Here is a 19,349-nt window from a genome sequence, read left to right as displayed (position 1 = left end):
TATCCCGAGATCCATGGCAGATCGGCAGCCCGGCCAAGGCCGGTCAACGACGCTAGCTCCTCAATCATCCTGATGCCCGTCAGTCTGACCGAGGAAACAGCCTGTCCCCCCAAGCGAGTGAATCGCTGTAACAGTGGTAGCAAGATGAAATGGGTCGCGGCAACGAAACTCTGATATTGACTCGGCTCTTTGGCCGAAAGAATCTCTCGGTTTCGTGAGGGCGCGGTATTCCGGCAACACGTGAAAAAGGCGCCGCTGCCCGCGACGCCTTTCAATTTAGTTCAGCCTTTCTGACATGACCCTAGGTCACCCAAAAAGCTTAACCCAGTGCTTTGACGCGGGCCGACAGGCGCGACATTTTGCGGGCTGCGGTGTTCTTGTGGAAGACGCCTTTGGTGACACCGCGCATCAGCTCGGGCTGAGCGGCGCGCAGGGCTGCGGTGGCCGCGTCCTTGTCGCCGGATGCGATCGCTTCTTCAACTTTGCGCAGGTAGGTGCGGATGCGCGAACGGCGCGCTTTGTTAACGGCGAAACGCTTTTCGTTCTGACGTGCGCGCTTCTTTGCCTGGGGCGAGTTAGCCATGTGTTTCTTGACCTTTGTTCGGTACGGTTATCTTGGGTTGCGCGCCACGGACATATCCGCACCGGATCAGAAATCACGAGTGTGAGTCGGGCCAGGCGGGCCGCACGCGCATGTATAGCGGCGCTAGTTATCCAAGTTTGCGGTCTTTGCCAAGCCGATTCTTTACCGGCGCATAGCGGCCATGAAAAAAGGCGGGCCGGGCCCGCCTGTTTCAATTGCTCTGCTGGTTTACTTGTCGCGGAACTGGGCTGCGCGTTTTTCCAGGAAGGCGGCCATGCCCTCTTTCTGGTCTTCGGTCGCGAACATCGAATGGAAGACACGACGCTCGAACAGCATCCCTTCGTTCAGCGGCAATTCATAGCTGCGGTTCACGGCCTCTTTGGCGGCGATCGCGGTCAGCTGTGATTTCTCGGCAATCTTCTGGGCTGCCCCCATCGCCTCTTCAATCAGCTTCTTGGCCTGGACTACACGGCTGACAAGACCTGCGCGCTCGGCCTCTTCGGCGTCCATGAAGCGACCGGTCAGGTTCATGTCCATCGCTTTCGACTTGCCCACAAAGCGGGTCAGACGCTGCGTGCCCCCCAAGCCTGCGATGACACCCAGATTGATCTCGGGCTGGCCGAATTTAGCGGTATCGGCGGCAATGATGAAATCACACATCATCGCGAGTTCGCAGCCCCCGCCCAGCGCATATCCCGCAACGGCGGCGATGATTGGCTTGCGGATAGCTGTAACGCGGTCGTTGGCGTCAGCAAACAGATTGGTGTTGAACACATCGACAAAGCTCATCTCGGACATTTCCTTGATGTCCGCACCGGCGGCAAAGGCTTTGTCCGAGCCGGTGATCACGATGCAGCGCACCTTGTCGTTGCGGTCAGCGTCTTCCAGCGCATCGCACAACTCACCCAGCAGCTGAGTGTTCAGCGCGTTCATCGCGTCCGGTCGGTTGAGCTTGATAAGGGCGACGTGGTCTTCGATTTCGACGATGATCGTCTCAAAAGCCATGAGGTGAAAGCTTCCGGTTGTTCCGTTCAGATACGAGTCATTATCACGCGCAAAAGCTGGATCAAGTTATCTTTGGCATTGCGCGCAATAGAAAGTTGAGCGACCGGACTGGGTGATTCTCTTGATCCGGGCGCTACAACCTTCGGTCCGACAGGGTTCGCCTTCGCGCCCGTAGACATCAAAGCTGTGCTGAAAATATCCAAGTTCTCCATCGGCTTGGCGGAAATCGCGAAGCGAGGATCCGCCTGCGTCGATGGCGTCCTGCAACACCTGCCGGATGATCGGCACAAGACCCGAGACACGTGCCGAAGAAATTTGCCCCGCTTTGCGACGTGGCGACACCTTTCCGCGATACAAAGCCTCGCAGACGTAAATATTCCCCAACCCAGCAACGATTCCCTGGTCCAGCAGGGCGGATTTCACAGGTGTGTTCTTGCCCCTGAACGCGTCGATCAGGTGCTGTTCGTGGAAATCATTCCCCAACGGTTCCGGCCCCAGAACCGCCAGCAGCTTATGTGCCTCGGCGGTGGCCGTCGGCAGCAGGTCCATCGCCCCGAACCGGCGCGGGTCGTTGAAGGTGACGCGCGCACCGTTGGCCATGTGAAATACAACATGGTCGTGTTTTTGCGCCGCAGGATGGTCATGCACAAACTGCCCCAGCGGATCGCCCGAAACCGTCATCCGCCCTGACATACCCAAGTGAATAAGCAACGTCTCACCGCTGCTGAGATCGGCCAGAATGTATTTCGACCGCCGCCGCAACCGCTCTACCCGCTGCCCGGTCAGCCGTTCGGCCATCCGATCCGGGAAAGGCCAGCGCAGATCGGGTCGGTTTACATCCGCGCGCTCGATCACCACCCCTTCCATTGCAGGGCTCAGGCCGCGTCTTACTGTCTCGACCTCGGGCAATTCGGGCATTAGATGGCTCCTATTCCAAAGGGCCGCATTGTGCCCGCTTCTTATGGCCCTATAACAGAGGCGAAATTCGACGAACGGCAAGGCAAATGTCCGACACCAACGACAAGACCACTCATTTCGGGTTCGAAACCGTGCGCGAGGCTGACAAGGCCGGGCGCGTACAGGGCGTGTTCAACTCGGTCGCCTCGAAATACGATGTGATGAACGATGTCATGTCGATGGGCATTCACCGGGTCTGGAAAGACGCGATGATGGACTGGCTGGCCCCGCGCCCCGGTCAGCGGCTGCTGGATGTGGCGGGCGGCACCGGCGATATTTCCTTCCGGTTCCTGAAGCGCGCGGGCCACGGCCACGCCACCGTTCTGGACCTGACCGAACCGATGCTGGTCGAAGGCCGCCAACGTGCCGAGGCCGATCAGATGTCAGACAGTCTGAACTGGGTGGTGGGCGATGCGATGGCCCTGCCGTTCGAAAACAACACCTTTGACGTCTACACCATCTCATTCGGCATCCGAAACGTCACCCGCCCGCAAGAGGCCCTGAACGAGGCGTTCCGGGTGCTGAAACCCGGCGGTCGCCTGATGGTGCTGGAGTTCAGCCAGTTGCCCAATGACGGGCTGCAGAAGCTGTATGACCTCTACAGTTTCAACGTCATCCCGCGCATGGGGAAGCTGATCGCAAACGACTATGACAGCTATCAGTATCTGGTGGAATCGATCCGCAAATTCCCTGATCAGGACACCTTCTTGACCATGGTCCGCACGGCCGGTTTCGAAAACGCCAAGTACCGCAACCTCAGCATGGGCATCGCCGCGCTGCATTCCGGCTGGAAGATTTAATGCGCGGCCCTCACAACATTATACGCCTGATCCGTACAGGCGCCACGCTCGAGCGCACAGGCGCCATGAACGTGGTGCTGGATGCGTTCGAGGCGCCCAAATCGCTGCGTTTCGTCGCCCATGCTTTGGGCAAACCCTTCCAGTGGCTGGGCTACAAGGGCGATCCCGACATGCCGCCCGCAACCCGCGCCCTTACCGCCTTGGGTCCGGCCTACATCAAGTTCGGGCAGGTCTTGTCCACCCGACCCGATGTTGTGGGCAATGAACTGGCCGCTCAGTTGCGCGTTCTTCAGGACAAGCTACCGCCCTTTTCCAAATCCGAGGCTTTGGCCGAGGTTGAAAAGGAACTGGGCCAGCCCGTCGCCGAGATATTCAGCGATTTCAGCGAGCCGATCGCTGCCGCCTCCATCGCGCAGGTCCACAAGGCCAAGCTGGTCAGCACCGGCGAAGACGTCGCCGTCAAGGTCCTGCGCCCGGGGATCGAGCGCGCCTTCCGCAAGGATGTGGACGCCTTCTATTTCGCCGCCCGCATTGTGCAATTGTTCGCCCCCGGCGCGCGCCGCCTGCGGCCCATGGAGGTCATCGAACATTTCGACGGCGTGGTACGCGGGGAACTGGACCTGCGTCTGGAAAGCGCCGCCGCCTCGGAATACGCGGCCAACACCAAAGACGACGCAGGCTTCTGGCTGCCCCCCGTGGTATGGTCGCTCTCGGCGCGGCGCGTGATGACACTCAGCTGGGCGGATGGCATCCCGCTGGGCGACAACGACGCGCTGGACGCCGCAGGCCATAACCGTCGCGATTTGGCGGAACGTGTACTGCGAATGTTCCTATTGCACGCCCTGCGCGACGGGTTTTTTCATGCTGATATGCATCAGGGAAACCTGAAGGTCGCCGCAAACGGGGACATCATCGCCTATGACTACGGCATCATGGGCCATATCGACGAATATACCCGCCGGGTCTATGCCGAGATCCTCTTTGGCTTCATCCGCCGCGACTATAAACGCGTGGCCGAGGTCCATTTCGAGGCCGGATACGTCCCCGCCGACCGGGATGTCGATGAATTCGCCCGCGCCCTGCGCGCGGTGGGTGAACCGATCTTCGGCATGGACGCCTCGCACATATCGATGGGCCGCCTGCTGAACTACCTGTTCGAAGTCACCGAGCGCTTCGGCATGGAAACCCGGACCGAACTGATCTTGCTGCAGCGCACCATGGTCGTCGTTGAGGGTGTGGCCCGTTCGCTGGACCCGCATATGAACATCTGGGAAACCGCCCGTCCCGTGGTCGAGGATTACATCAAGCAATCCATCGGTCCCCGCGCGGCGCTGCGAGATTTCGGCAAGACTGCAATGGTACTGGCCCGGTTCGGCCCGCGCCTGCCATCACTGGTCGAAAACGCCCTGATCGCCCAGACGCAAAAAGACGAACCCCCAAAATCGCCACTTTGGTCCGCCGCCCTGCCCGCCACCATTGGCGCTGCAGCAGGCGCGGCATTGGTCTTGCTGCTCAACGCGCTCAGCTAGGGTCAGGCCCCATTAACCCAACCCGCCCGCTTCATCTGGCCAGAAATATCCTCGGGGGGAATCGCGCCAGGGCGCGATGGGGGGCAGACAGCCCCCCTGCCCGGCTTCAGATCAAAGCCGCTCGATGGCGATGGCGATCCCCTGACCACCACCAATGCACATGGTGATCAGACCTTTGGACCCACCTGTGCGCTCCAGCTCATAAAGCGCCTTCAGCGTGATGATCGCACCGGTTGCACCCACCGGGTGACCCAGCGCAATTGCGCCGCCATTGGGGTTCACCTTCGACGCGTCCAGCCCAAGCTCCTGATTGACGGCCAGCGCCTGCGAAGCAAACGCCTCGTTGCTTTCGATGACGTCGAAATCCTCTGCCGACAGACCGGTTTTTTTCAGCAGGTTCTGAACCGCCGGAACCGGACCGATGCCCATCACTTCGGGGCGAACGCCAGCATGGGCGTAACCCAACACGCGGGCTTTGGGCTTCAGACCGGCCTTTTCAGCCGCATCCGCCGTCGCCAGCACCATCGCCGCCGCACCGTCATTGATGCCCGAGGCGTTGCCCGCCGTCACCCGTCCATCCTTCTTGAACACCGGACGCAGCCCGGCCAGCACCTCAAGCGAGGTCGCCTTGGGGTGCTCGTCCACCTTGAAGTCAACCATGTCGCGCTTGACCTTCACCTGCACCGGGGCGATCTGGCTGTCGAACAGACCGGCCTCAATCGCCGCTGCCGCGCGGGTTTGGCTGGCCATGGCGAACTCATCCATCTGCTCGCGGCTGATCTGATGTTCGTCAGCCACGTTCTCGGCCGTCACACCCATATGGCCGGTGCCAAACGGGCAGTTCAGCGCGCCCAGCATCATGTCTTGCGAGGAAATGTCGCCCATCTTCGCGCCCCAGCGCGCCTGCGGCACGATATACGGGCTGCGCGACATGCTTTCGGCCCCGCCCGCGACGGCAAATTCGGCATCGCCCAGCATCAGCGACTGAACCGCCGAAACAATCGCCTGCGCGCCGGACCCGCACAGACGGTTCACGTTCATCGCAGGTGTGCCATTCGGAATACCGGCCTGCATCGCTGCGACGCGCGACAGGTACATATCCCGCGGCTCGGTGTTGATCACATGACCAAACACCACGTTGCCGATCTGGGCACCCTCGACGCCCGAACGCTCCAGCGCGGCCTCGGTCGCCACGGTCGCCAGATCGATCGGCGCGGTCGAGGCCAGGGCGCCGCCAAAGGTGCCAATTGCGGTGCGGGCACCATCAAGGATTACGGTATCGGTCATGGATCTCTCCTGCTGAATTTTGGCTGCAGTATGCACATGCAGAAAGATACTGTCGCGCAGGACGTCCCGTCACGGCCGGAATTGACATCTGTCCGCTCAACCCGCAAGGATTCCGTCATGACGGAAAACACAGACGATATCCTGAACCTGCTGCCCGCGCGGTTGAAAGAGGCGCGCCGGGCCAAGGGCCTGTCGCTGGAAGCGGTCGCCAATCTCAGCGGCGTCTCGCGATCCATGGTCAGCCAAATCGAACGGGGCGAAAGCAGCCCCACGATCTCGACCCTGTGGAATCTGACCCGCGCGCTGCAGGTGGATTTCGCCGGTCTTTTGGAGGGGACCAAGACCGCCGACCAGATCGAAGTGCTCAGGAAATCCGAGGTGCCCAGCATCGACAATATGGGCCAGAACTGCCGTATCCGCATCCTGTCCCCGCCAGAAGAGGCCGGCGGGCACGAGGTCTATGACATTCAGTTCGACGCAGGCGGTGCGCTGAACAGCCAGCCCCACGCACGCGGCGCGCGTGAACAACTGACCGTGCTGGACGGCGCGGTCAAAGTCACCTCGGGCAGCGCCGTAACCGAGCTGAGACAGGGCGACACTGCCCGCTATGCGGCAGATATCGCCCATTCCATCTCGGCCAGCGCACCGGCCCGGGTCTTCCTGATCGTAAAGAACGCTTGAAACCGGCAAATTTCCGCCTTCACGGATATTTTTCCTTCATACTGTAATTCCCCTATTTGGGAAATTCCTCCGTTATGTTAGATATGCGACTCAGGTTGAACGGAGGCCGCCATGGCAGATGCATTCCTGTCCCATATCACGGACACCCTCGCGCAGATCGAAGCGGAAGGCCTGTATAAGCGCGAGCGCATGATCACCTCGCCTCAGGGCGGTGAGATTACTGTGGGCGACAAACAGGTCATCAACCTGTGCGCCAACAATTATCTGGGTCTGGCCGATCACCCCGCGCTGATCGAGGCCGCCCAGGGCGCGATGGGGCCGAAAGGGTTCGGCATGGCCTCGGTCCGGTTCATCTGCGGTACGCAGGACATTCACCGTGAGTTGGAACAGAAGCTGGCGCAGTTCCTAAACAAGGACGATGCGATCCTGTTCGCCGCCTGCTTTGACGCGAACGGAGGGCTGTTTGAGCCTTTGTTAGGGCCTGAAGACGCGATTATTTCAGACAGCCTGAACCATGCCTCGATCATCGACGGGGTGCGCCTGTGCAAGGCGAAACGCTATCGCTATCTGAACAATGACATGAACGACCTCGAAGCCTGGCTGAAACAGGCGCGCACGGACGGGGCGCGGCATATCATGATCGCTACTGACGGTGTGTTTTCGATGGATGGCTATCTGGCCAACCTGCCGAAGATCCGTGAACTGGCCGATAAATACGACGCAATTGTCATGGTCGATGACTGCCACGCCACCGGCTTCATGGGGCCGAACGGGGCCGGAACACCGGACCATTTCGGCGTCGATGTGGATATTCTGACGGGAACATTGGGCAAGGCACTTGGGGGGGCAATCGGCGGTTATATCGCTGGGCCGCAGCCGGTGATCGACCTGCTGCGGCAGCGGGCGCGGCCCTATCTGTTCTCTAACTCGCTGCCGCCTTCGATCGTCGCTGCCGGGCTTGAGGCCATCCGTCTGGTCGAACAGGGCGACATGCTGCGCAAGCAACTGTTTGGCAACGCGAAATACTGGCGCGCGGGGCTGGAGAAACTGGGTTTCGATCTGCTGCCCGGCGAACACCCGATCATCCCGGTGATGCTGGGTGAGGCAACGCTGGCGCAAGAGATGGCATCGCGCCTGTTTGACCAGGGCGTCTATGTCTCGGGCTTCTTTTTCCCCGTTGTCCCGCGTGGGCAGGCGCGGATCAGGACGCAGATGAATGCGGCTCTAACCAAGGGCGATCTGGATCGCGCCTTGGCCGCCTTCGGCAAGGTCGGCAAAGAACTGGGGGTGATTTGATGCGCCCCAACACAATGAAAGCACTGGAAAAGTCCAAACCCGGGGAAGGGTTGTGGATGGTGCAGGCCCCGGTGCCTGAGATTGGCCCCGACGAGGTTCTGATCCGCGTCAACAAGACCGGCATCTGCGGCACCGATATCCATATCTGGAACTGGGACGACTGGGCCGCCGCCACGGTGCCGATCCCGATGATCACCGGCCACGAATTTGCCGGTGAGATCGTCGAGATGGGCGGCAACGTGACCGGGCTTGAGATCGGTCAGCGCTGCTCGGGCGAAGGGCACCTGATCACCACCGACAGCCGCCAAAGCCGCGCGGGCAAGTTCCACCTCGACCCCGGCACGCGGGGCATTGGGGTGAACGAACAGGGGGCCTTTGCGCAGTACCTGAAACTGCCCGCCTTCAACGTGGTCCCCCTGCCCGACGATGTACCGGACGAGATCGGGGCGATCCTCGACCCGCTCGGCAACGCCGTACACACCGCGCTCAGCTTCGATCTGCTGGGCGAGGATGTGCTGATTACTGGCGCAGGCCCCATCGGCATCATGGCCGCCGCCGTTGCCCGCCATGCGGGCGCGCGGCACGTGGTAATTACTGACATCAACCCCGACCGCCTGAAACTGGCCGAGCATGTGGTGCCAACCGTGCGCCCCGTCGATGTTTCCAAGGAGGATCTGGAGGACGTCATCACGGAGCTTGGCATGGCGCAGGGGTTTGACGTGGGTCTTGAAATGTCCGGCTCGCAAGCCGCGCTGGACCAGATGGTCGAGGCGCTGGTGATGGGCGGCAAGATCGCCCTGCTGGGCATCCCGCCCGGCAAATCCCCCGTGGACTGGTCCCGGATCGTGTTCAAGGCCATCACCATCAAGGGCGTCTACGGGCGCGAGATGTTCGAGACCTGGTACAAGATGATCGCCATGTTGCAGAACGGTCTGGATGTCAGCCGCGTCATCACGCACCAGATGAAGGTCGATGATTTTGCCGAAGGCTTTGCCGCAATGAAATCCGGCCAATCGGGCAAGGTGGTGCTGGACTGGACCTGACGCTCTGGCCTCAAGCCGATTCAGACCCTAAACATAGGGAAACGCAGGTGTTGGGAGACGCATATGAGCGACAAGGACAGGTATCTGGAACGCGGGATCGAAGAGACTCTGGTCACCGATTTCGCGCAGACCCACCGCAAGAGTTACGGTGATTTCCTGCAGCTCAAGACCCTGCTGAACCTGCAAAAGACCTTTCAGGACCCTGCGCAGCCGGATGAGATGCTGTTCATCATCATCCATCAGGTCAGCGAGTTGTGGCTGAAACTGATGCATCACCAACTGGTCGAGGTGCGCGGCTTTCTGCAACAGGACGCGTTTGGCCCGGCGATGAAGAACCTCGACCGTGTCAAGGCGATCCAACGGCAGCTGATCGCCGCGTGGGAGACGCTGCTGACCATGACCCCGGCCGATTACATGACCTTTCGGCAGGCGCTTGGCAGTTCGTCAGGCTTTCAAAGCTATGGCTATCGCCAGATCGAGTTCATTCTGGGCAACAAGGATGCCTCGACCCTGAAGGTTCACGCCCATGACGAAAAGGTCATGCAGGTGCTGAATGCCGCCCTGTCCAAGCCGTCGCTGTACGATGAGGTTCTGTTCATGCTGGCCCGTCAGGGGTTCGACGTGCCGCAAGACCTGCTGGACCGCGACTTTGCGCATCCCTATTCGGGCGACAGCCGTGTGGTGAAAATCTGGGTGCAGGTGTTCCGCGACACGGACCGGTATTGGGACCTGTATGCGTTGGCCGAAAAGCTGATGGATGTGGAATCCCTGTTCCAGCGCTGGCGCTTCGATCACGTCACAGCGGTCGAGCGGGTGATCGGCAACCAGCCCGGCACCGGAGGGTCCAGCGGTGTCTCTTTCCTGCGCAAGGCCTTGGATTTGCGCTTTTTCCATGATCTCTACGATGTGCGCACCGAATTGATGTACAAGGATCAGGAGTAAGCGATGCTGTATCGGGGTTTCACTCAGACCGAGTTGGATCAGGAATATTCCCCCCGGTCGATGATCGGCGGCGACCTGACGCCCTATCTGGACAGCTACGCCGCGCTCAGCGCGCAGTATCGGGCGCAGATGGAGGTGCGGGAAAACCTCGCCTATGGCGACAGCCCCACGCAGGTTCTGGATTTCTTTCCAGCAAAGGGTGCCGGGGCACCGCTGCATGTGTTCATTCACGGCGGCTATTGGCAGGCACTCAGCCAGCGCGAGTCGGCGATAATGGCCCCGGCACTGGTCGAGGCCGAACACTCCTTTGCGACGTTGAATTACACGCTCGCCCCGGATGCTCGGATCGGCGAGATGGTTGAAGAATGCCGCGACGCGTTGCTGTGGCTGGCCGCACAGGCCGAAACACTTGGGTTTGACCCCTCGCGGATCACCTTGTCAGGGCACAGCGCCGGGGCCCAGCTGGTCAGCATGGTCATGGCGGGTTCCGCCAACGATCTGGCCCGCGCCGGGCTGCGGGTACGCGATGTGATCCTGATCAGCGGGGTCTACGATCTGGAGCCGATCAGCCTGACCCCGGTAAACGACCCGCTGCAACTGACACCGGTCGAGGTCAACGACCTGTCCCCGATCCGCCACCTGCCCCGCCCCGGCCCACGCTACCACGTGACCGTGGCCGAGCGGGATACACCCGAGTTCATCCGCCAAAGCCGCGATTACGCCGAGTTGCTGCGCAAGGCCGGGCATTCGGTTGGCTTTGATTTGAAGAAGGGGATGCAGCATTTCGATATCATCATGCATCCGGGGACGTTTTTGCCCGTGTCTCGATAGTCACAGGTGTTGGACGGCAGACGGATTTGGTCCTTGCGCCACAGACCAAAGCAACCACTTTGAACCCCACATGACTTGTGAAACTGGGTATTCCCGGTTCGAACACAAAGGGCTCGCTCTGTAGTTTCAAGAACGAGTGACAGGCGGTAGTCCGTTGCCTGCATTTGTTCTCGTCGCTACATTGATCGAGTTTAGTGAGTTGAAGGGGGGTATCAAATGCAAAAATTGCTGACCATGTTGGTGTTACTACCTCTGTATTTCACGGTTCCAGTGTCAGCTGACACGCCAAAGGGATTTAAGGAAGCAACGTTTCAAGGAAGCAGCCCAAAACTGAATGGTAACGAAGTTATTTTCACGCTTTTGCCAGGTCAATGTAGCTCAAAGAACTACGGCGATGGTCGAGGAGAAAGCGATTGCAAAAATGGAAACATCCGATCGCAAATTAACGCAAAAAAGTATGCAAAACTCGGCCAAACGGTGGAATACAGTTTAGATTTTTGGATAGAGCCGGGGTTTCGATATAGCAAAGGCAACGTTCCCAGAAGCAAACTTACGCTGATGGAATGGCAGCGGATTAACACGATAAAAAACCACATCTACGTCTTGCATCTTGACTCCTCGGGTGGCGCTAAATTCGAAGACAGAACGTGTTTTCCACCGTCCCGCTTCGGACGATGGGTGTCATTTAAAATGCGTGTCAAATGGTCAAAAAATAATGACGGCTTCATGGAAGTGTTTTGTGAAGGGAAACGCATCTTTGCACTGAACGGTCAGAATGCAATTCCTCCCGCCTGTGGAACCAAAGCGAAACAACAATGCCATTTAGACAAAATGGACTTGCGTCCTCCGATACAGTGGCAAGTGGGTCCAAAGCTGAATGGTTACGGGACTGCCTATAAGCAGAGCGGAAAAAAGTCGCCTTTTCGACCCTGGCCAAAGGATGGTCTGACAATGAAGGTACGTAATCTGTACTATGGTCGCCCCAAGAAGTGAGACAGTTCGAAGGCGTTGGGACATTTAAAGTGTGATCGGCAGCTTTGTTCGCAAAGCTGGCGTGTGTTTCTTATTGGCGAATGCGGATCCTCTGCGGAAAGCCCATTCCAACATCTTTTGATACAACTACGGTCAGCTTCAAAATCCCCGCTTTTCAGGCTATGACATCAGACAACTGAAACAACTCCAACGCAACGAATTGAAACCTCACCCCCCCACCATACGGCCTGCACAAGCGAAGGATGCCAGTGGATTGGCAGCCTGCATTGACGCGGCCTATGCCAAATACGCCGACAGGATCTCCGATTTACCCAAAGTTTCCGAGGGCTGCGCCGAGGACATTGCGGATAATCAGGTCTGGGTCGCCGAGCAAGGCGATGAGATCATCGCCGGCATCGTTCTTGTTGCCAGTGACAGCTTCATCAAGCTGGCAAATCTGGCGGTCCATCCCGACCATGGTGGGCAGGGATTGGGACGGAAGCTGATCGAACTTGCGGAAGCCGAGGCCAGACGGCAGGGGTTTGATGAGATGCGTTTGAACACCCATGTCGATATGCCCGAAAACGTTGGGCTGTACGAGCATCTGGGATGGGTTGAGGTGTCCCGAAGCACCAACACCGTCTCAATGACCAAGCACCTGACGCACGATCAACGCTAAAAGCTCTCAGCGCTCCACAAAAAAAGCGGCCCAAAAGGGCCGCTGTTTTTGGTTTTAAGGCAGGACCGGATCAATCCAGCGTGCGGGTGACCTCTTCGCGTTCGAAGATTTCGATCACGTCGCCTGCGCGGATGTCGTCGTAGTTCTCGAATGCCATACCGCATTCCTGACCCGACTGAACCTCGGCCACTTCGTCCTTGAAGCGTTTCAAGGTCTTCAGCGTGCCTTCGTGGATCACCACGTTGTCGCGCAGCAGGCGAACGCCTGCGGAACGACGCGCAACACCTTCGGTGACCAGACAGCCAGCAACCTTGCCAACGCCTGTGACCTTGAAGACTTCGCGGATCTCGGCGTAACCGATGAACTTCTCGCGGATCTCGGCGCTCAGCAGGCCGGATGCGGCTGCTTTCACGTCGTCCACGAGGTCATAGATTACCGAGTAATAGCGAATCTCGACACCCTTCTGGTTTGCGGTGTTGCGGGCCGAAGCATTGGCACGCACGTTGAAGCCAAAGATCGGAGCGCCCGAGGCTTCGGCAAGACCGACATCCGTTTCGGTGATCGCACCAACGCCCGAGTGCAGAACGCGCACGCGCACTTCGTCGTTGCCAATCTTCTCCATCGCCTGAACGATAGCTTCGGCAGAACCCTGCACGTCCGCTTTCATCAGAATCGGCAGCTCGGTGACGTTTTCGTCTTCCTTGGCCTTCTGCATCAGCTGCTCAAGGGTGGTCGCGGCACCGGCAGCGGCGCGTTTGTCCTTGGCGGCTTGCTCACGATAGGCGGCAATCTCACGGGCCTGCGCTTCGGTCTCGGTCACGTTCAGAACGTCGCCCGCTTCGGGTGTACCGTTCAGACCCAGAACCTCGACCGGAACCGAGGGGCCAGCTTCTTTGACGCGGTCGCCTTTGTCGTTGATCAGCGCACGGACCTTACCGTACTGCTCACCCACAACGAAGATATCGCCCTGACGCAGCGTGCCGTTCTGAACCAGAACGGTGGCAACGGGGCCACGGCCCACATCCAGCTGCGCCTCGATCACGGCACCCTGGGCGGCGCGGTCGGGGTTGGCTTTCAGTTCCAGAATCTCGGCCTGCAGCGCGATGGCTTCCAGCAGTTCATCAAGACCCTGACCGGTGATGGCTGAGACTTCGACGTCCTGAACCTCACCCGACATTTTCTCGACGATGACTTCGTGCTGCAGCAGATCGGTGCGCACCTTGTCCGGGTTTGCATCCGGCTTGTCGACCTTGTTGATCGCCACGATCATCGGCACTTCGGCCGCTTTGGCGTGGTTGATCGCCTCGATGGTTTGCGGCATCACAGCGTCGTCCGCAGCCACAACCAGAACCACGATATCCGTGACCTGAGCACCGCGCGAGCGCATCGAGGTAAAGGCCGCGTGGCCCGGTGTATCCAGGAAGGTCAGCGTGGTGCCGCCATCGGTTTTCACCTGATACGCGCCGATATGCTGGGTGATGCCCCCGGCTTCGCCTGCCACAACCCGCGCATCGCGGATCGCGTCCAGCAGCGAGGTTTTGCCGTGGTCGACGTGACCCATGATGGTGATGACCGGCGGACGCGGTTTCAGATCTTCGTCGCTGTCTTCGACCTCTTTGATGACGTCTTCAACGTCCGAGTCCGAGACGCGGGTGACCTTGTGACCAAACTCTTCGATGATCAGTTCTGCGGTGTCGGCGTCGATGGTCTGGTTCTGCGTGACCATCATGCCCATCTGCATCAGCGATTTGACAACGTCAGCCACACGTTCAGCCATACGGTTGGCCAGTTCCGAGACCATGATCGCCTCGGGCAGCTGCACGTCGCGGATCACCTTTTCGCGCTCGACCGTGCCACCCATAGCTTTCTGGCGCGCACGCTCCTGCTTGCGCTTCATCGCCGCCATCGAACGCTGGCGGTTGCCTTCGCCGCCCGTGGCCTGACCCAGAGTCAGCTTGCCTGAACGGCGGTTGTCGTCACGGCCCTTGCCGCGACCGCGCTGTTCACGTTCGCGATCCTGCTTGCGCGGGGTCGCTGCGGGGGCCGGTTTGCTTGCCGGAGCCCTGGCCGCTTTGGGTTCTTCCGGTGCCGGGGCAGCCGCCGCGCGTTTGGCGGCCTCTTCGGCCTCTTTGCGCTTGCGGTCTTCTTCCTCGGCCTTGGCGCGGGCGCGTTCTTCGGCCTCGCGCTGTTCGCGTTCCTTGGCCTCTTGCTCGGCACGGCGGCGGGCGCGTTCTTCTTCCCGCGCCTTTTCAGCAGCCTCGCGGGCGGCAGCCTCTTCGACCTCACGCGCCTTTGCGGCCTGCAATGCCTTCATCCGGCGCGCCATTTCGGCATCCGAGATCCCTGCCGGACGACGCGACGGATCACCCGAAGGCGTTGCACCGCCACTCGGCTTGCTGGCACCCGGCTTGGGGACCACCACGCGTTTGCGTTTGGTTTCCACCACGACATTCTTGGTGCGTCCGTGGCTGAAACTCTGTTTCACATTTCCGGGGCGTGCCCCGCCACGAAGACCCAATGTCTTTTTGCCGTCATTATCGCTCATAAAGCTTCTTACCCTTCCGTGCGGCCCCTGCCGCCGTCATCCGTTTCGCGCAAGCCACGCAGGCGCTGCGCTTCCTCTACAACACGTTTGGCGAGTCCGCCAGAGGCCAAGGCCGCATGAATCACGGTTTGGCGCCCAAATGCCTGCCCTAATTCATCCGCAGTCAGCCAACCGATGTATTTTCCAAAGTGCGGCGTGCTGAGTTTCGACTTGCCGCGCCCCGATCCATCAGAGGCCTGAATCAGCACCTGGGCCTCTTCCCGGTCCAGCCACGTCTTGACCTTTTCATAGCCCGCAACCGCATCACCGGATTTGCGGGCCAGACTCAACAGCTCGATCACCCGGCGCGCAACCTGCTTTTCCACCTCGGCGGTCAGGTCGGCGGGCACAGTGACCTGCGCCTTGAACCCGCGGGAAAACAGTTTCTTGCCAACGGCCTTGTCCAAAGCGGCACGATCCGCCGCCACATAGACCCCGCGCCCCGGCAGTTTCGCCGCGACATCCGGATAGACCTGATCGTCCGGGCCAGTGACAAAGCGGATCAGCCCGAATTTTGGCTGCACCTCGCCCGTGGCAATACACTTGCGCTCAGGCCCTTCGGACCGATCCTTATGGACGCCACCGCGACCCATGTCAGCCACCCGAGGCCCTGAGATCAGGCCTCGGCCTCCTCTTCTGCAACGTCGCCATCTTCTTCGGCCTGTTCCAGTTCAGCCGGATCAACCCAGCCCAGCATGATGCGCGCTGTCATGACCAGATCCTGAGCCTCTTCCAGTGTCACACCGAAAGGCTCCAGCACGCCATCATCCTTGATGCGCTCACCATCGACTGTGGTCCAGCCACCGGCCAGTTCCCAGTCGGCGCAGGTTGCAAAGTCTTCCAGCGTCTTCACATCATCCTTGGCCAGCGCCTCTACCATCTGGGGTGTCAGGCCTTCGAATTCAATAAGGCTGTCCTCGGCACCCAGCGCACGCGCGGCGTCCAGAGCGGCCTTGGCCTGCGCCTCAAGGAAGTCACGCGCGCGGGCCTGCAGTTCCTGCGCGGTGCCTTCATCGACACCGTCGATCACCAGCAGCTCGTCGATCTCGACATAGGCAACCTCTTCAAGGTTGGTGAACCCTTCCGAGACCAGCAGTTGCGCGAAGAATTCGTCCAGATCCAGGCTTTCCATGAACAGCTGGGTGCGGGCTTCGAACTCTTTCTGGCGACGCGCCGATTCCTCGGCCTCGGTCATGATGTCGATGTCCAGATTGGTCAGCTGGCTGGCCAGACGCACGTTCTGACCGCGGCGACCGATGGCAAGAGACAACTGTTCCTCGGGGACAACAACTTCGATCTTGCCGGCTTCTTCATCCAGAACCACCTTGGAGACCTCGGCAGGCTGCAGCGCGTTCACCAGGAATGTCGGTTGATCTTCGTTCCACGGGATGATGTCGATCTTTTCGCCCTGCAGCTCGTTCACAACAGCCTGCACGCGGCTGCCGCGCATACCGACGCAAGCACCGACAGGGTCAATCGAACCGTCATACGAAATCACGGCGATCTTGGCGCGCGAACCGGGGTCGCGGGCCACGGCCTTGACCTCGATGATACCGTCATAGATTTCGGGCACTTCCATCTTGAACAGCTCGGCCATGAATTCCGGCGCGGTGCGCGACAGGAAGATCTGGTGGCCACGCACCTCGCGGCGGACTTCCTTGATATAGGCGCGCACGCGGTCATTCGGGCGATAGCTTTCGCGGCCGATCTTGTCATTGCGGCGCAGAACGGCCTCGGCACCGCCCAGATCGACGATGACATTGCCAAACTCTTCGCGCTTGACGGCACCGTTGATGATGGTACCCGCGCGATCCTTGAATTCTTCGTACTGACGGTCGCGTTCCGCTTCGCGGACCTTTTGCAGAATCACCTGCTTGGCGGACTGGGCAGCGATACGGCCCATTTCAACCGGCGGAACTTCTTCGACGAAAACGTCGCCAACTTCGGGCGCTTCCATGTACTGGCGTGCCTGCTCGACGGTCATCTCGGCCTGATAGTTCTCAAGCTCTTCATCCTCGACCACGGTGCGGACGCGGGTAAACGTCGCCTTGCCGGTCTTGCGGTCGATGCTGACGCGGATGTCCATCTCGGCGCCGTAACGGCTCTTGGCGGCGCGAGCGAGCGATTCCTCCATCGCTTCGACAACCAGACCGGGGTCGATCATCTTTTCGCGGGCCACGGCCTCGGCGGTCTGCAGCAGCTCCAGCTGGTTGGCTGAGGTGATTGCCATCAGTTCGTCTCCTCTTCGGACCCTTCGGTCTCAATCTCGTCGAAAGCGTTTTCGTTCAGGGCACCGGCGTCCTTGCGCTGGCGCAGCATTTCCTTGATCAGATCATCGGTCAGGACCAGCTTGGCATCGCTGAGCCAGTCGAATTGCAGACCGATGGTGATGGTCTCATCGCCCTCGGGGATGTTGATCAGAACTTCATCCCCTTCGATCCCGGCCAATTCGCCCTTGAACCGGCGGCGGCCGTCGATCAGTTCGGCGGTTTCGATCTTGGCCTCGTACCCCTCGAACGTCTCGAAATCCTTGAGACGGGTCAGTGGGCGGTCGATGCCGGGGCTGGACACCTCAAGCGTATAGGCGTCCAGAATCGGGTCCTCGACATCCAGCGTGGCGCTGACAGCGTTCGAAATCTCGGCGCAGTCGTCCACTTCGATACCGCCCTCAGGCTTGTCGGCCATGATCTGCATCGTGGTGGTCTTGCCGCTCATCAGGCGGATACGGACGAGTTCGTACCCCAGATCCTCGATCACGGGGGTGATGATCTCGGCCAGTCGCCGGTCGATGGCAGCTTTGGCTATCAGGTCGTTTGTCATCAGGTTCTCTACCCTTCAATCGGGCACAAAAAAACGGGCGCGCGGCCCGTCGATCTTTTCCGGTGGAGCCCCGGACCCTAGCCCGACACGCCGCTGTTGAGTGCGATATAGCTGCCAAGATAAGAGAATGCAACCCCGGTGCACCCTCTTATCCACCGCCCATGCTTAGTCTGAAAGAATCCAGTTGCCGTTGGTACAGGTATAGGGTCCAACGCGATCCCCTTCTTCATGCACAACGCCATCAAAGATGCACTGAGTTGTCTGGCCGACCGCATTGGTCACGGCCATCGCCTGAAGGGCGGCGAAAACCGCAAGTACACGCAAGAAACTGTTCATTCCCATCTCCTACTGCGTTACCCCGACAAACCGTGTCGGCTGTGTATTGCGGGGATAGATCACCACCGACAGATTGCCCCCGCCCAGAAACTGTTCGGGCTGCGCCAGGGGCGGCGGAAACAGCTGATCAAAGGCCGCCTTGTTGAAGCCAAGCTTCAATTTCGAGCCGGACAGAACCTCGAACGGCGACGTTGCCGTGCAAGGATGACGGAGCGGGTCTTTTCTGACGGTGAATTGTTCCATGATGTTGGATGTATTGCCCAGCGGTCGGACCAGAACAATTGTGCCCGGCGTCAGGAAACTGTCCGGGCAGGAATAGACCTGGGGCACGCCGGTCTCGTCCTCGCCGCGCATCTCGGCCGTGGCCGCCACCACATGTTTGAACGGGCTGAAAATCGTCTCTTGCTGGATAAAGTTGGTATAGAGCGTCGCAAACAACTGGCTGTCATTGCTGGGTTCAGCCGTCAGCCCGTCATACAAATCCGAGATCGCCAGCCACATCCGGGAGTCAGCCCCGCGCAGCGTTCCCGGCAAGGCAAACGGACCTTCGAGGTTGTACAGCACGCTGCGAAGCTCTTCTGATAAAGGGTCTTCCTTGTTCAGGTCGCGGATTGCGTCACCAAGGGACCGGTCATGGATATTATAGTACCCCCGCGTTCTGAGCGCGCCCGCCAGCTTCATCTTTTCTGATGCTTTTCGGTTCAGTTCCTCGTCGGTATCACCCTCGGCAGGTTCAACCTGATCCAGACCTTCATGCAAAAGCTCGATCAGTGACTGACCGCGATTTGCTGTGAACTCCATCTTCCCGTCTTTGCTGATCAGGACATTGACGTTGTTTCCGTTCACAATCGCATAGGCAACGACCCCCGCCAGGATCAATGCCAACGCTATTATGGTAATCGTTTTCTGACTCTCTTTGGTCATGGGAAAACTCCCAACTTAACAAATAACAAAATAAAATATGTGCAGGTTATAGCACAGTTAAGCACAAATTCAAAATGCAA

At 59.6% G+C, this 19,349-nt stretch carries 19 protein-coding genes; 9 read left to right on the top strand and 10 right to left on the bottom strand.

Annotated elements, in window-relative coordinates; genetic code table 11:
• Positions 1 to 319: 319 nt before the first annotated feature.
• The 3 genes from rpsT to mutM all read right to left on the bottom strand — a co-directional run bounded on the left by rpsT (position 320) and on the right by mutM (position 2,506).
• Complete coding sequence (gene rpsT, locus ACR0E6_RS18595) at positions 320 to 583, bottom strand: 30S ribosomal protein S20 (RefSeq protein WP_039541017.1); 264 nt, start codon at positions 581 to 583, stop codon at positions 320 to 322.
• A 228-nt stretch (positions 584 to 811) separates the two neighbouring features.
• Entirely contained in the window at positions 812 to 1,588 is a 777-nt protein-coding gene (locus tag ACR0E6_RS18590) for an enoyl-CoA hydratase (RefSeq protein ID WP_170624739.1), read from the bottom strand.
• Positions 1,589 to 1,654: 66 nt separating this feature from the next.
• Positions 1,655 to 2,506: a bifunctional DNA-formamidopyrimidine glycosylase/DNA-(apurinic or apyrimidinic site) lyase gene (gene mutM, locus ACR0E6_RS18585; RefSeq protein WP_170624741.1), complete on the bottom strand. Its 852-nt coding sequence runs from the start codon at positions 2,504 to 2,506 to the stop codon at positions 1,655 to 1,657.
• Positions 2,507 to 2,592: 86 nt separating this feature from the next.
• On the opposite strand from mutM, the gene ubiE reads away from it, so the two are divergent.
• On the top strand, positions 2,593 to 3,345 hold the full coding sequence (gene ubiE / locus ACR0E6_RS18580; protein WP_170524361.1) for a bifunctional demethylmenaquinone methyltransferase/2-methoxy-6-polyprenyl-1,4-benzoquinol methylase UbiE: 753 nt from the start codon (positions 2,593 to 2,595) through the stop codon (positions 3,343 to 3,345).
• Positions 3,345 to 4,874, top strand: coding sequence for a 2-polyprenylphenol 6-hydroxylase (gene ubiB / locus ACR0E6_RS18575; RefSeq protein ID WP_170624742.1), 1,530 nt, complete (start codon positions 3,345 to 3,347; stop codon positions 4,872 to 4,874). Before ubiE ends, ubiB begins: the two co-directional genes overlap by 1 nt.
• A gap of 111 nt (positions 4,875 to 4,985) precedes the next feature.
• Here ubiB and ACR0E6_RS18570 read toward each other — a convergent pair whose 3' ends face one another.
• Positions 4,986 to 6,161: an acetyl-CoA C-acyltransferase family protein gene (locus tag ACR0E6_RS18570; protein WP_480586010.1), complete on the bottom strand. Its 1,176-nt coding sequence runs from the start codon at positions 6,159 to 6,161 to the stop codon at positions 4,986 to 4,988.
• 117 nt (positions 6,162 to 6,278) lie between these two features.
• Here ACR0E6_RS18570 and ACR0E6_RS18565 point away from each other — a divergent pair, with 117 nt between their 5' ends.
• The 7 genes from ACR0E6_RS18565 (at position 6,279) to ACR0E6_RS18535 (ending at position 12,605) form a co-directional block, all read left to right on the top strand.
• On the top strand, positions 6,279 to 6,842 hold the full coding sequence (locus ACR0E6_RS18565; RefSeq protein ID WP_170634446.1) for an XRE family transcriptional regulator: 564 nt from the start codon (positions 6,279 to 6,281) through the stop codon (positions 6,840 to 6,842).
• 111 nt (positions 6,843 to 6,953) lie between these two features.
• Positions 6,954 to 8,138 carry a glycine C-acetyltransferase gene (locus ACR0E6_RS18560; RefSeq protein WP_170455743.1) on the top strand — a complete coding sequence of 395 codons (1,185 nt, stop codon included), beginning with the start codon at positions 6,954 to 6,956 and terminating at the stop codon, positions 8,136 to 8,138.
• Positions 8,139 to 8,152: 14 nt separating this feature from the next.
• Positions 8,153 to 9,181 (top strand): L-threonine 3-dehydrogenase, encoded by a 1,029-nt coding sequence (gene tdh / locus ACR0E6_RS18555; protein WP_480586118.1) that lies wholly within the window; start codon positions 8,153 to 8,155, stop codon positions 9,179 to 9,181.
• Positions 9,182 to 9,244: 63 nt separating this feature from the next.
• Positions 9,245 to 10,123: a tryptophan 2,3-dioxygenase gene (locus ACR0E6_RS18550; protein ID WP_170455747.1), complete on the top strand. Its 879-nt coding sequence runs from the start codon at positions 9,245 to 9,247 to the stop codon at positions 10,121 to 10,123.
• Between the two features lie 3 nt (positions 10,124 to 10,126).
• Entirely contained in the window at positions 10,127 to 10,954 is an 828-nt protein-coding gene (locus tag ACR0E6_RS18545) for an alpha/beta hydrolase (RefSeq protein WP_170455749.1), read from the top strand.
• A gap of 216 nt (positions 10,955 to 11,170) precedes the next feature.
• Positions 11,171 to 11,947 carry a polysaccharide lyase family protein gene (locus ACR0E6_RS18540; protein WP_170524342.1) on the top strand — a complete coding sequence of 259 codons (777 nt, stop codon included), beginning with the start codon at positions 11,171 to 11,173 and terminating at the stop codon, positions 11,945 to 11,947.
• A gap of 253 nt (positions 11,948 to 12,200) precedes the next feature.
• The gene (locus ACR0E6_RS18535; protein WP_480586006.1) at positions 12,201 to 12,605 is read left to right on the top strand and encodes a GNAT family N-acetyltransferase; all 405 of its coding nucleotides are present in this window, start codon (positions 12,201 to 12,203) and stop codon (positions 12,603 to 12,605) included.
• Positions 12,606 to 12,675: 70 nt separating this feature from the next.
• Here ACR0E6_RS18535 and infB read toward each other — a convergent pair whose 3' ends face one another.
• The 6 genes from infB to ACR0E6_RS18505 form a co-directional block, all read right to left on the bottom strand.
• The gene (gene infB / locus ACR0E6_RS18530; protein ID WP_170455755.1) at positions 12,676 to 15,150 is read right to left on the bottom strand and encodes a translation initiation factor IF-2; all 2,475 of its coding nucleotides are present in this window, start codon (positions 15,148 to 15,150) and stop codon (positions 12,676 to 12,678) included.
• Positions 15,151 to 15,158: 8 nt separating this feature from the next.
• A complete protein-coding gene (locus ACR0E6_RS18525; protein WP_480586003.1) occupies positions 15,159 to 15,782 on the bottom strand; it encodes an RNA-binding protein in 624 nt (207 codons plus the stop codon).
• 23 nt (positions 15,783 to 15,805) lie between these two features.
• Entirely contained in the window at positions 15,806 to 17,419 is a 1,614-nt protein-coding gene (nusA, locus tag ACR0E6_RS18520) for a transcription termination factor NusA (protein WP_170455760.1), read from the bottom strand.
• Positions 17,419 to 18,009 (bottom strand): ribosome maturation factor RimP, encoded by a 591-nt coding sequence (rimP, locus tag ACR0E6_RS18515; RefSeq protein ID WP_170455762.1) that lies wholly within the window; start codon positions 18,007 to 18,009, stop codon positions 17,419 to 17,421. The genes nusA and rimP overlap by 1 nt, the downstream gene beginning before the upstream one ends.
• Before the next feature lie 165 nt (positions 18,010 to 18,174).
• Complete coding sequence (locus tag ACR0E6_RS18510; protein ID WP_170455764.1) at positions 18,175 to 18,345, bottom strand: hypothetical protein; 171 nt, start codon at positions 18,343 to 18,345, stop codon at positions 18,175 to 18,177.
• 9 nt (positions 18,346 to 18,354) lie between these two features.
• Positions 18,355 to 19,269, bottom strand: a complete 915-nt coding sequence (locus ACR0E6_RS18505) for a hypothetical protein (RefSeq protein WP_170455766.1) — start codon at positions 19,267 to 19,269, stop codon at positions 18,355 to 18,357.
• Between the last annotated feature and the right edge of the window lie 80 nt (positions 19,270 to 19,349).

Source organism: Ruegeria sp. AP12, assembly GCF_056540025.1.
This window is presented reverse-complemented; position numbering and strand designations above follow the sequence as displayed.

Coding starts and splice junctions, on each gene's coding strand:
- tdh (WP_480586118.1), top strand. CDS start 8,153: ATGAAAGCACTGGAAAAGTCCAAACCCGGGGAAGGGTTGTGGATGGTG.
- rpsT (WP_039541017.1), bottom strand. CDS start 583: ATGGCTAACTCGCCCCAGGCAAAGAAGCGCGCACGTCAGAACGAAAAG.
- ACR0E6_RS18570 (WP_480586010.1), bottom strand. CDS start 6,161: ATGACCGATACCGTAATCCTTGATGGTGCCCGCACCGCAATTGGCACC.
- ACR0E6_RS18525 (WP_480586003.1), bottom strand. CDS start 15,782: ATGGGTCGCGGTGGCGTCCATAAGGATCGGTCCGAAGGGCCTGAGCGC.
- nusA (WP_170455760.1), bottom strand. CDS start 17,419: ATGGCAATCACCTCAGCCAACCAGCTGGAGCTGCTGCAGACCGCCGAG.
- infB (WP_170455755.1), bottom strand. CDS start 15,150: ATGAGCGATAATGACGGCAAAAAGACATTGGGTCTTCGTGGCGGGGCA.
- rimP (WP_170455762.1), bottom strand. CDS start 18,009: ATGACAAACGACCTGATAGCCAAAGCTGCCATCGACCGGCGACTGGCC.
- ubiB (WP_170624742.1), top strand. CDS start 3,345: ATGCGCGGCCCTCACAACATTATACGCCTGATCCGTACAGGCGCCACG.
- ACR0E6_RS18505 (WP_170455766.1), bottom strand. CDS start 19,269: ATGACCAAAGAGAGTCAGAAAACGATTACCATAATAGCGTTGGCATTG.
- ACR0E6_RS18540 (WP_170524342.1), top strand. CDS start 11,171: ATGCAAAAATTGCTGACCATGTTGGTGTTACTACCTCTGTATTTCACG.
- ACR0E6_RS18565 (WP_170634446.1), top strand. CDS start 6,279: ATGACGGAAAACACAGACGATATCCTGAACCTGCTGCCCGCGCGGTTG.
- ACR0E6_RS18550 (WP_170455747.1), top strand. CDS start 9,245: ATGAGCGACAAGGACAGGTATCTGGAACGCGGGATCGAAGAGACTCTG.
- ACR0E6_RS18510 (WP_170455764.1), bottom strand. CDS start 18,345: ATGAACAGTTTCTTGCGTGTACTTGCGGTTTTCGCCGCCCTTCAGGCG.
- ubiE (WP_170524361.1), top strand. CDS start 2,593: ATGTCCGACACCAACGACAAGACCACTCATTTCGGGTTCGAAACCGTG.
- ACR0E6_RS18560 (WP_170455743.1), top strand. CDS start 6,954: ATGGCAGATGCATTCCTGTCCCATATCACGGACACCCTCGCGCAGATC.
- ACR0E6_RS18590 (WP_170624739.1), bottom strand. CDS start 1,588: ATGGCTTTTGAGACGATCATCGTCGAAATCGAAGACCACGTCGCCCTT.
- ACR0E6_RS18545 (WP_170455749.1), top strand. CDS start 10,127: ATGCTGTATCGGGGTTTCACTCAGACCGAGTTGGATCAGGAATATTCC.
- mutM (WP_170624741.1), bottom strand. CDS start 2,506: ATGCCCGAATTGCCCGAGGTCGAGACAGTAAGACGCGGCCTGAGCCCT.